The 11,254-nt window shown below is 62.1% G+C and carries 11 protein-coding genes; 5 read left to right on the forward strand and 6 right to left on the reverse strand.

Annotation, left to right across the window (positions count from 1 at the left end; all coding sequences use genetic code 11):
- Positions 1-40: 40 nt before the first annotated feature.
- Positions 41-841, forward strand: coding sequence for an FCD domain-containing protein (locus HK439_RS07735; protein WP_190290819.1), 801 nt, complete (start codon positions 41-43; stop codon positions 839-841).
- Positions 842-867: 26 nt separating this feature from the next.
- Positions 868-2,004 carry an alpha-hydroxy acid oxidase gene (locus tag HK439_RS07740; RefSeq protein WP_190290820.1) on the forward strand — a complete coding sequence of 379 codons (1,137 nt, stop codon included), beginning with the start codon at positions 868-870 and terminating at the stop codon, positions 2,002-2,004.
- A gap of 17 nt (positions 2,005-2,021) precedes the next feature.
- Here the strand turns inward: HK439_RS07740 and HK439_RS07745 are convergent, their stop codons facing one another.
- The gene (locus tag HK439_RS07745; protein ID WP_190290821.1) at positions 2,022-2,729 is read right to left on the reverse strand and encodes a type 1 glutamine amidotransferase; all 708 of its coding nucleotides are present in this window, start codon (positions 2,727-2,729) and stop codon (positions 2,022-2,024) included.
- A gap of 86 nt (positions 2,730-2,815) precedes the next feature.
- Here HK439_RS07745 and HK439_RS07750 point away from each other — a divergent pair, with 86 nt between their 5' ends.
- Positions 2,816-3,457, forward strand: coding sequence for a hypothetical protein (locus tag HK439_RS07750; protein ID WP_190290822.1), 642 nt, complete (start codon positions 2,816-2,818; stop codon positions 3,455-3,457).
- 95 nt (positions 3,458-3,552) lie between these two features.
- A complete protein-coding gene (locus HK439_RS07755; protein WP_190290823.1) occupies positions 3,553-4,470 on the forward strand; it encodes a DMT family transporter in 918 nt (305 codons plus the stop codon).
- 32 nt (positions 4,471-4,502) lie between these two features.
- On the opposite strand, the gene HK439_RS07760 is transcribed toward HK439_RS07755, so the two are convergent.
- Positions 4,503-5,384: a LysR substrate-binding domain-containing protein gene (locus tag HK439_RS07760; RefSeq protein ID WP_190290824.1), complete on the reverse strand. Its 882-nt coding sequence runs from the start codon at positions 5,382-5,384 to the stop codon at positions 4,503-4,505.
- Positions 5,385-5,755: 371 nt separating this feature from the next.
- Between HK439_RS07760 and HK439_RS07765 the strand changes: the two genes are divergently transcribed.
- Positions 5,756-6,112 carry a DUF1127 domain-containing protein gene (locus tag HK439_RS07765; protein ID WP_190290825.1) on the forward strand — a complete coding sequence of 119 codons (357 nt, stop codon included), beginning with the start codon at positions 5,756-5,758 and terminating at the stop codon, positions 6,110-6,112.
- A gap of 90 nt (positions 6,113-6,202) precedes the next feature.
- Here HK439_RS07765 and HK439_RS07770 read toward each other — a convergent pair whose 3' ends face one another.
- The 4 genes from HK439_RS07770 to HK439_RS07785 form a co-directional block, all read right to left on the reverse strand.
- Entirely contained in the window at positions 6,203-7,018 is an 816-nt protein-coding gene (locus tag HK439_RS07770; RefSeq protein WP_190290826.1) for a DUF937 domain-containing protein, read from the reverse strand.
- Positions 7,019-7,131: 113 nt separating this feature from the next.
- Positions 7,132-8,505: a glutamate--cysteine ligase gene (locus HK439_RS07775; RefSeq protein WP_190290827.1), complete on the reverse strand. Its 1,374-nt coding sequence runs from the start codon at positions 8,503-8,505 to the stop codon at positions 7,132-7,134.
- Positions 8,506-8,677: 172 nt separating this feature from the next.
- On the reverse strand, positions 8,678-10,414 hold the full coding sequence (locus HK439_RS07780; RefSeq protein ID WP_190290828.1) for an adenylate/guanylate cyclase domain-containing protein: 1,737 nt from the start codon (positions 10,412-10,414) through the stop codon (positions 8,678-8,680).
- Positions 10,415-10,434: 20 nt separating this feature from the next.
- Positions 10,435-11,193, reverse strand: coding sequence for a 16S rRNA (uracil(1498)-N(3))-methyltransferase (locus HK439_RS07785; protein WP_190290829.1), 759 nt, complete (start codon positions 11,191-11,193; stop codon positions 10,435-10,437).
- Positions 11,194-11,254: the final 61 nt, after the last annotated feature.

An 11,254-nucleotide genomic window follows, 5' to 3' on the forward strand; every position in this document is an offset into this window, starting at 1 on the left:
TTTGCGCGTCCGAGACAGACATCAACAGCGGACCCAAGCCATGTTCCGAAAGGCGCCCCCCTTAAGGACCGCCGACGCCGTCGTGCAGCAAATCGAGGAGCTGATCCTCAATGGTGTGCTCAGGCCGGGCGACCGCTTGCCACCGGAGCGGGAACTGGCGGGTGAGATCGACGTCTCCCGTCCGGTCCTGCGCGAAGCCCTGAAGCTCCTGGAGGAGCGTGGCCTCCTGACCAGCCGGCAGGGCGGCGGCACCTTCGTTGCCGACGTCATCGGGCCGATCTTTTCCGAACCGATCATCGCGCTGATCGAGCGCCATCCGGCGGCGATCGCCGATTACCTGGAATTCCGGCGCGACATGGAAGGCACCGCAGCCGCCCATGCCGCGGACCGGGCCACCGCTTCGGACCACAAGATCCTCACCGACATTCTCGCCCAGATGGACGCGGCTTACGAGAGCGGCGATGCGCGACGGGAAGTGGACCTGGATGTGGAGCTGCACCACGCCATCGGCGAAGCGGCGCACAACGTCATCCTGCTGCACGCCCTGCGCTCCTGCTACCGGCTCCTGGAAAACGGCGTCTTCTACAACCGCCAGAGGCTCTATCATCATCCGACCGCGCGGCGCGCCGTCCTGGAGCAGCACAAACAGATCGTCGACCGGATCCTGGCCGGTGACCCGGACGGCGCCCGTCAGGCCTCATACGACCATATCGATTTCGTTGGCGCCGCACTGAAGGAAGCGGAGCGCGCCGAAGGCTGGCAGGAGGTGTCCGATCTCCGGCTGAAGCAGCGCCGCCTAACGCCCGGCAGCAATCGCACCGCCGCCACCCTAAAAGGTTAGATTTCCAGACCAATCGAGGAAAGCCCATGTCCGCCATTACCTGCATCGCCGATCTGCAAGCCCTCGCCAGACGCCGTGTCCCGAAAATGTTCTACGAATATGCGGACACCGGCTCGTGGACGCAAAGCACCTATCACGACAACGAAGCCGCCTTTCAGCGCCAGAAGCTGCGCCAGCGGGTCGCGGTCAACATCGACAACCGCAGCGTCAAGACAACGATGATCGGCGAGGACGTGTCCATGCCCGTGGCGCTTGCCCCGGTCGGCCTCACCGGCATGCAGCACGCGGACGGGGAAATCCTCGCCGCCCAGGCGGCGGAAGAATTCGGCGTGCCGTTCACGCTGACCACCATGAGCGTCTGCTCCATCGAGGATGTGGCGGAACACACGACCCAGCCATTCTGGTTCCAGCTCTATGTGATGCGCGACCGCGGTTTTTCGGAATCGCTGATGACACGGGCGCTCGATGCCGGCTGTTCTGCCCTGGTGCTTACCCTCGACCTGCAGGTTCTGGGACAACGGCACCGGGACATCAAGAACGGCCTATCGACCCCGCCGAAGCCGACGCTGCCGGTTCTGCTCGAACTCGCATTCAAGCCGCGCTGGTGCTGGAACATGCTGCAGACCAAGCGCCGCCAGTTCGGCAACATCCACGGTCACGTCAAGGGCGTGGAGGACATGTCCTCGCTTGCCGAATGGACCAACAGCCAGTTCGACCCGACGCTCGACTGGTCGTCGGTGGAATGGGTCAAGAAGCACTGGAACCGCAAGCTGATCCTGAAGGGCATCAACGACGTGGAGGACGCGAAGATCGCGGTGGGAACCGGCGCGGACGGGATCATCGTCTCCAACCACGGCGGACGCCAGCTCGACGGTGCGCTAGCGTCCTACGATGTGCTGCGGGACATCGTCGATGCCGTCGGCGACAAGATCGAGGTTTACATGGACGGCGGCATCCGCTCCGGCCAGGATATCTTCAAGGCCGTCGCCATGGGGGCAAAGAGCACCTTCATCGGCCGCTCCTACATTTACGGCCTCGGAGCGATGGGCAAGCCCGGGGTGACCAAGGCGCTGGAAATCATGCGCAAGGAACTCGATGTGACCATGGGCCTTTGCGGCGAAACCGACATCACCAAGGTGGGCCGGCACAACCTGGTGCTCTGAAGCCCTGGTCCAAAAACTTAAGACCGATCGAGCAGAGTGACCCAGGCTTCGGCGATCGCCTGCCCGGTCCGGTCGGATGCTTCCGCGTGGCGGCCTGCCTCGTCAGCGAAGCGTTCCGGCCAGTCGGGCGTGTGGTCCCGGATCCGCTCGGCAAACAGCTCCGACCACAGTTCGGCTTCCGGCAGGGCCACTTCGAAATGAAACTGGGTCGCATAAGTGGCCCGGCCGATGCGAAAGGCCTGATGCGGCGTGGTATCGCTGCTTGCCAGGTGCACGGCGCCGTCAGGCAGGGAAAACGTGTCCGTGTGCCAGTGAAAGATCGGCGATCCTTCGGCCAGAATGCGGCCGACCGGATCGTCATTTGCCGTCTTAACCGCCCGGACCTCGTGCCAGCCGAATTCGATCGGCCGGTCCAGGATGTTTGTTGCACCGAATGCCCGTGCGATCAGCTGGGCCCCCAGGCATATGCCCAGCACGGGCTTGTCCTTGCCATGAAAGTCCCTGATGAGACCGCAGACATCCGGCAGGAACGGATATCCCTCGTCGTCGAGCGCATTCTGGGAGCCCCCCAGGACAACGAGCCCGGACCGCCCCGCGCTCGATTCAGGCACCGGCTCACCGGCATGGGCCTGGACGATGTCATAGCCGATCCCGGCCCTGTCGAGGGCCCGGCCGACATTGCCCATCGGGGCATCCGGATAGTTTTCAATCACCAGAACGGACATGAACGGCAACTCCAAGACACTGATTCTTTTCGCCTATCATGATAGGCTTCCGCGAACATGACGAGACTTTCGTGGAGGGGCCCTGGATGTCGACAAAAGCACCGCTGCAAAACCGGATGACGCCCACCGGCGACATCATCGCCTCACCGGCGCGCGGCCTGTTCATGGGAAATCGCGGCGGCAGGATCCACGACCCGGAAACAAAGACGCTGACGAACCGCCGCTGGGCCTCGCGGCGCTGGATCTGTTGCGTCACCGACTTCAAGGGGCGACGCCGGGAGATCATGGGCGATGGCTACACGGAGCTGTTTTTTCTGGACGAAGCCACCGCGCTTGCTGCCGGCCATCGCCCCTGCTTCGAGTGCCGCAGAGAAGACGCCAAAGCCTTTGTAGAGGCCTTTCCCCGGAACCGGCTGGAGCCGAATGCGTTTTCGACCGACCGCATGGACAAGGTCCTGCACGGAGACCGGCTTGAGGGTCGCACCCAACGGCACTTCCATGCCCGCCTTGCCGATCTGCCCGACGGCGCCTTTGTTGCCATCGACGGCACGCCTTATGCGCTCTATGACCGCGGCCTGATCGCCTGGACCGTGGACGGATACAAGGCTTCAGCCGTGAAGCCGCCTTTGGAAGAGGTCACGGTCCTGACACCGGAATGTGTCTGCGAAACGCTTGCCAACGGTTACCGGCCGCACTGGCATCCAAGTGCCAAAACGGCCCGCGGGTAATGTTCAAACTTCCTGATCAATCGATCACGAACAATCATTTGTAGTGAAACGATTTTGGGCGCAGATTGCGGCATACCAATCTGACCGGGATCTCCATGTCCGTTTCCACTTCCATCGATACCAGCCGGGAACCGGTTCTGTCGGCCACAGATTACGGCCTTTACGGCGCAACGGTCCTTGCCTGGGGCTTCAGCTGGATTGCCATGAAGGGACAGGTCGGCATTGTCGCTCCGGAAGTTTCGGTTTTCTGGCGCTTCGTTCTGGCATCGGCGGTCATGTTCGGCTGGAGCTTCTACCGACGGCACGACCTTCGTTTCGGCTGGCGGGCACATATCCGGTTCGCAGGCCTGGGCGCGCTGATCTTTTCGACGAACTTCACCTTCTTTTACTACGGCGCCCAGCTGTTGCCGTCCGGACTGCTTGCGGTGGTGTTTTCGCTGACATCCGTGTTCAACCTGTTCCTCGCCTTCGTCCTGTTCGGCCAGAAGCCCAGCCTTGCCACCCTTGCGGCCGGTCTGATCGGTTTTTCCGGCGTTGCGCTGATGTTCAGGCCGCAGATCCTGGGTGCGGAAATCGATTATCAGGCAGCCCTTGGGCTGCTGCTGTGCACCCTTGGAACGGTTTCCTTCTGCCTGGGCAACATGCTGTCGGCCTCGACCCAGCGAACGGGTATCGCGGTCACGCCGGCCACCACATGGGGCATGCTCTACGGCGCCGTCTTTCTCGGGATTTTTGCTGCCGTCAGGGGCAACGACTTCACGGTCGAGTGGACCCTCCCCTATCTGGGAAGCCTCGCCTATCTCGCCGTCATCGCCTCGGTGATCGCCTTTGCCTCCTATCTGAGGCTGCTCGGACGCATCGGCTCGGCGCGCGCCGGCTATGCCACCGTCATCTTTCCCGTCATCGCCCTGGCGGTTTCGACCGTGTTCGAAGGCTACCACTGGACGGGAAGCGCCTTTGCCGGCCTGCTCCTGGTGCTGACCGGCAATGTCATGATGCTGAGGAAACGATAACAGGTGCGTGTTACCGGCCTATTCTGCCGCGATCATTCCGCGGCGATCTGGTGCGCCACGTTGCCGATGGCCGCGACGATGTGATTGCACAAGGTGTCGTGCATCGGCTGGCGTGCGGAAGTCGAACGCAACAGGCTGATCTCACACGGCGGAAGCGCCGGGAAGCCGTCCTTTTCTTCCAGAATGCGCATGCCGTCGCGGACCGCGCTTTCGGGGAAAACCGTCACGGCCAGGCCCGCCTGTACAGCACCGACCAGGGCCGATGCACTGGAGCTGACATAGGCGACCTTGTAGGAACGGTTGATCCGGTCCAGGGCCTCCATCGACAGGCGCCTCCAGTAGCAGGTCGACGGCCCCACGGCCAGCCGGACCACTTCCATGGTATGGGCGCAATGCTGGCTGGACGACACCCAGTAAAGCGGTTCACGGCGAATGACCTCGCCCCGCGATTCCGACTGATCGTCAGAGGTGACGATGGCCACGTCCAGCTTGCCCTCCTGGATCGCGGAGCCCAGACGGATGCTGCCGGAGCATTCCACCTGTATCTCGATCGACGGATTGAGCCGGTTGAAGGCCGCCAGAACCTGGGGCAGCAGACGATCGGCATAGTCGTCGGGCACGCCGAGCTTTACTTGGCCGACTTCCTTGCGGTTGCCGAATGCGGAGAGGGTCTCGTCGTTGAGGCTGATCATGCGCCGGGCATATTCGAGCAGGCGCTGCCCGTCTTCCGTCAGGCGCGACTGCCGGCCGTCCTTGGCGAAGATCGGAAGGCCGAGGCGTTCTTCCAGACGGCGCATCTGCATGGACACGGCCGACTCGGTCTTGTGCACGGCCTCCCCGGCCTTGGTGAAACTTCCGAGTTCCGCGATCGCCAGAAACGTTCGCAGCTGATCGATGTCCAGCACATGATTCATGAGAGACCTGCCGACAGGTATTCTTATAAGCGATTTTGATCGTTTGCTAAGCATACATCAAGAACGCTTGCACACCAAGAGGCAGGTCATTGCCGGTCGCCCGCTCGCCTTTCCACCCCGCTCCCATTGGAAAAATTGCATGAATTTTGCCGAGATTTACGCATAAAAATCAGCTAAAAATCAATATTTCCATTATTTTCCAAATAGTTACAAAACCATAACTATATGTGATTGTTTAAATAACAAACATTCGTTGGATATATGCAACCTGATTTGCCATCTTCCTATTGTCCCAAGACGACGAACCGCCGGACTGCCGGCGCCGAGCGAACCTGCAAACATAGTTTGCCGGTTAACAGGAGAATTTTGCCATGACGCATTTTGCCATGACACCTTTTGCAAGACTGAGCCCGACCGTAGCCATCGGCCATGCGATTGCCCGTGTATGGCGCGTGTTCAAGAACCGGCGCCAGATCGTCAAATTGTACGAATTGTCGGACAGCCAGCTCGAGGACATCGGCCTGACCCGGGGTGATGTTCGTCGCGCCCTGCAGCTTCCGCTGTTCAGCGACCCGACCCCCGTTCTGAGCGGCTGGGCGGACGAGAAACGCGTAACCTTCCGGCCGATTGTCCAGGACCGCCTGCCGATTGCCGACGGCCATCCGTCCGACGCGTCGGAAGCGACTGTGATCAAACTTCAGGAGCGCAAGCCCAAGCTGGCCGCCTGATCCGATCTGCTTACTGCAGCCCCGTCGGCACCTGTGCTGACACCTCACTGGCCCGCCACCCCCGGCGGGCCTTTTTTTCGGGTACGGACCCTAATCCGCTTTGCCGGACGTGTTTCCCAGGTCCCGGGCCGCGCGATTGAAGAAGCTGTCGAAAGCCTCGAACTGGCTTGACTGAAAGTCCCGGCCTGCGGCCATCCAGCTTGCCATCATGGTGTCGAATTCGGACCCTTCCGCCTTGCTCTCGGGCTCGCTGTTCTCGGTCTCGCTATCGTCCGTGACGGCGTCCTCGTCATCCGCAGCGGGTTCGGCTTCGATCTCTTCTTCCTCTTCCGCACGATCGTCTTCCGCATCCTTGCGCTCCAGCGGCTTGAGGAAATGGGACCAGAACGCATTGACCGCCTCGGCATAGCCCTGGACATAGTCCATCGGCTTCGGGACCGGCTTGGGTCGTCCCCGGACGAAGCCGCGCACGAAGGCGTCCAGAAGTTCCTGCGCGTCACTGTGCAGATACGGCCTGACGACCTGCGACATGGCCAGTGTCGCTGCCACCGGCATCATTTCCTGAACAGCCTTCTGCTGCAGCCCGGTCGCCTGGGCGATCTGTTCGGCAACCGCCTTGCGCACGAACTCAGGACCGAAGAAGGGCGAAAGCTGTTCGTTCGTTGCCGCCTGCCCGGTCTTGCCGAACAGCCTTAGCGGATCGAAGAAATTGAAGGGCTCCGCGGCAGGAGCCTGGAAGGGCGACAAGGATTGCGGCCCGAAATGCCTGAAACCGGCCATCGCGGCGGGCATGAGCCGGGACATGGCATCGCTCAGGTCCTGATTCGACCAGCCGAATCGCTGCTGCATATCCTCTGCAATGGCAGCCAGATCAAACGGGTAAGTGAAGCCGGTGTCATCTGCCATCGCCGAAGCCCTGAAACGTTTCGCCAATCAGCATGATCGGCGTTCGGCCCGCTCAGGTCAATTCGCGGTTTTTCAAGAAGTTCAATTTCGGCGAATGTTTAGGGGACTTACCCCTAATAGGCATATTCCTTGAAGATGTGGGTCAGGTCGCCGTTCCAGCTGCCGTTGTAGCGTTGCAGCAGGACGTCCGCGGGGCACATGCCGGCTGCCAGCCCCTCCTCGATCGGCGCCAGATGAACCCGCTCGTCCAGATCACCGTCGCTGAAACGGGCGCGCCGCTTCAAACCTTCACTGGAAAGCGCCAGGGCCTCCCTGGCGACATCGAGGACGGTGCCGGAGCGGAAGGCAGTCTGCAGGGCGTCCTTCGGAACGCCGGACCGCAAGGCTGCCCGTTCCTCTCGGGTCCAGTCCTTCACAAGCTGCCAGGCCTGATCCAGAACACCGTCGTCGTAAAGCAGGCCGACCCAGAACGCCGGCAGCGCGCAGATCCGGCGCCACGGACCGCCGTCCGCGCCGCGCATCTCGATATATTTCTTCAAACGCACATCCGGGAACAGGGTGGACAGGTGATTGTTCCAGTCGCCGAGGTTCGGGCGGGCATCCGGAATGCGGCCCTCAAGGGCTCCGTTCATGAACTCCCGGAACGTGGTGCCGGTGACGTCGTGATAGGCGTCGCCGCGCTTGACGAAATACATCGGCACATCGATGGCCCAGTCCACATAAGCTTCGAAGCCGAAGCCGTCTTCGAAGGCGAACGGCATATCGCCGGTCCGGTCCGCATCCGTATCGGTCCAGATGTGCGCGCGGAAGGATTTGAAGCCGTTGGGCTTGCCGTCGGTGAAGGGCGAATTGGCGAAGATCGCGGTTGCGATCGGCTGCAGGGCCAGACCGACGCGCATCTTCAGCGCCATGTCGGCTTCGGAAGCGAAGTCCAGGTTCACCTGGATGGTCGAGGTCCGGTACATCATGTCCAGCCCGAGGCTGCCGACCTTCGGCATGTAGCGGGTCATGATCTCGTAACGCGACTTCGGCATGGCCGGAACGTCTTCGCGTCGCCATGTGGGCGTCATGCCGGTTCCCAGGAAACCGATGCCGAGCGGGTCCGCGACCTCGCGGACCTGCGCCAGGTGCGCATTCGTTTCCCGGCAGGTTTCATGGAGATTGTCGAGCGGGGCACCCGACAGCTCGAACTGTCCGCCCGGTTCGATGGAAATGGCACCGCCGCCGACCGGATCGGCCAGCCCGATGATTTTTCCGGCATCCTCGATCCGTTCCCAGCCGAGCAGCTTTTCCATACCCGTGAGGACGGCCTCAACGCCATGCGGCCCGCCGTAGGGAATCGGAGACAAATCGGACAGGTGGAAACCGAATTTCTCGTGTTCCGTTCCGATCCGGAACCGGTCAACTGGCTTGCAGCCTTCCTCAAGCGTGGCGGCAAGCGCAGCAGTGCCTTCAATCGGCGTCGAATCGACGGTGTCGCGAGCCATTCAGACTGTCCTCAATTTCATGTCGGTGCATACATGAGCCAACCGATCGGCCATGCACATACGCGGTGAGTCATTTCGTTCTCGTGAACATCGAACGACTGCAGGCATTTAGGACTGATTGGTCCGAAACGCAAGGCAGACCAATGGAGCGGATTTCGGGTATGGCCTGGACTCACGAAATTCTGAAGACCGCCGTCGCCTGTTCGCGGCCGCGCAGAGAGATGTTCCCGATACTGTCCGCCCGATATTTTCCCTGCAGCCGCGATACGGTTTCCCCGCTCGCCAGAATGATCACCTGCGCATCCGGATCAACGGTTTTTCCGTATTCCTGAAGGCGTGCGGCGACATTCACCGCATCGCCGATAACCGTGTAATTCATGCGGCTGGAAGAGCCGAAATTCCCGACCACCACCTTGCCGCTGTGTACACCGATTCTCAGGCGCATGCCGGGCGTATCGGAAGCGGCAACCTTTTCGGCAAGCGCCTTGACCGATGCGATCGCGTGTTCGGCGTGATCGGGCTGATCGCTCGGCGCGCCCCAGAAGGCCATGACTCCATCGCCGATATATTTATCGATGGTCCCTTTTTCCTTCGTGATCGCATCCGACACCGTCTCGAAATACCGGTTCAGATAGGTGGCCGTTTCCTCCGCACTCAGATGGGATGCGAGGCTGGTGAATCCGGCCAGATCGGTAAAGACGATGGTCATGTCCCGGATTTCGCTCTGATGCGGGTCCGTCATCCCTTCCGCGATCAGGCGCCTGACCAGCTCGCGCGGCACATAGCGCGCGAACGCGCTCAAGGCGCCGAGCGTCCCGTTGAAGGCGGAATTCACATCATCGAGCTCCGCCAGCCTGGAGGCCGGCAACGGCGCCACCGCATCGAAATCCAGATCGTGAATATGACCGGCCGCCTGCGACAGGCGCGTCAGCGGACGCCCCAGCAGCCGGCCGACCGCAAAGGAGATCGCCGCCCCGATCAGCAGCGCGAAGCCGGCGGCAACAAGGATGACGCGCGACTTGTCGAACGCCGCGCCGAAGTCTTCGGCGCGGTACAGAATTCCGATCACCCAGCCCTTGGCCGGTCCCGCGCTGATCTCGTCATAAACGGCCGTGTACATGCCGCGGTCGGCGGGAAAGACACGACCGCGCGCAGAACCGGTCATCACATGGCTGCCCGGCTCGTCCGCCCAGAGATTGCGCAGTGGCGTCGAGGCCAGTCGCCGCAATTGCGGCAACGGTGCCTCGGGGGTTCCGGAAAAAGCCGCGGCATCGACATCGGTGATGGCCAGCGCGGTCGTCCTGTCCGACAGCAGGAACGGTTTCTGGTTCGCCCTCCGGCGCATCTTCGCCGCGAGGGTCTCGAAGACCGAGCGCGGATAATGCGCGACCAGGATCTGGCCGTTGCCGAGATCCTCCTCGGCTCTCAGCACCGCTGTCTTCAATTGGGGCGCATAGTCGAACCCGGTCCAGACCAGCGGTTTCGCCGGCCCCACCTGCGGAACCGGCGACGGGCCGAGGCTCAGCTCTGTCCCGTCGGGGAAAAGCGCCCGGTAGCGGGACAAACCGGCATCGTCCAGTTGCACCCGCCCCTGCTCCGTCCCGATAGCGACCGCCTGGAAGGCAAGGTTCTGCTCCTTGAAGAAACTGTCCAGGATCTCCCGGTTGCCCGAAAGCGTCGCCGCGGCCCGTTCACTGAGCAGACCGCCGGCGATGTGCTGGCTGGAGATCGACATATAGGCAATGATCAGGCCGCAGATCAGGACGAGGGTCACGGCAAAGACAAGCCCGAGCGCGACACCCACCGGAAGACGGAAACGCCGGACGCGCGGTCGTCCGGCTGCCGGCTCATCACCGTTCGGATCCGGTTGGACCAGCTCCTTGCCCGGCGGGATGATTTCCTGGTCCATCGTAAGGGCTCCGACGCGTGTCAGTTCCAGTCGCCCAGGGTTGCCTGAACAATCGCCAGCGCGGCCACCGCCGCAGTATCGGCCCGAAGGATTCTGGGTCCAAGCGGAATCGGCGTCACGAAGCTCTGGGCGCGCAGAAGCTCCCTTTCTTCCGGCGAGAACCCGCCCTCCGGACCGATCAGGACCGCGAGCGGCGCCGGCCCCCTGTCCGCCAGATCGGCAAGAGCTTGAAGCGGGTTATGGGTTTCCTCGCCTTCATCGCAATACAGCAGGCGCCGGTCGGCCTGCGTCTCGGCCCATGAGCCCACGAGGTCCTTGAGCGCCATCGGCTCCAGTACCTGCGGCACCGCGATGACGCCGCATTGCTCGGCCGCCTCGATGATGTTGGCTTCCATGCGCTCCAGATTGACCCGGCTTGCCTGGGTATACTGGGTCATCACCGGCCTGAGGCCGCCGGCCCCCATCTCCACCGCCTTTTGCACCATGTAATCCAGGCGCGCGTGTTTCAGCGGCGCAAAGAGATATTGCAGATCGATGGTGGATGTCTGCTCGCGGACCTGCTCCACCAGTTTCAACAGGCAGGACTTGCGGCCGGTGGCGACGACCTCGGCAAGCCACTCGCCGTCCTTGCCGTTGAAGACAAGGATCCGGTCGGTGTCCTTGAGGCGCAGGACGTTGAGAAGATAGTTCGCCTGACTGCGGTCGGCTTCTATCGACGCGCCCGGAGCAAGAAGCGGGCGAACGAACAGACGCTGCATTTTGAAGTCGTATCTGGACATGGGGGAACAGGGTAAGGCCGCTTTGGGTCCGATTTCAATGGCCGGTCAGGCCGCGTCCCCA

The sequence above is a fragment of the Roseibium aggregatum genome (genome assembly GCF_014692675.1).
Taxonomy (GTDB): Bacteria; Pseudomonadota; Alphaproteobacteria; order Rhizobiales; family Stappiaceae; genus Roseibium; species Roseibium aggregatum_C.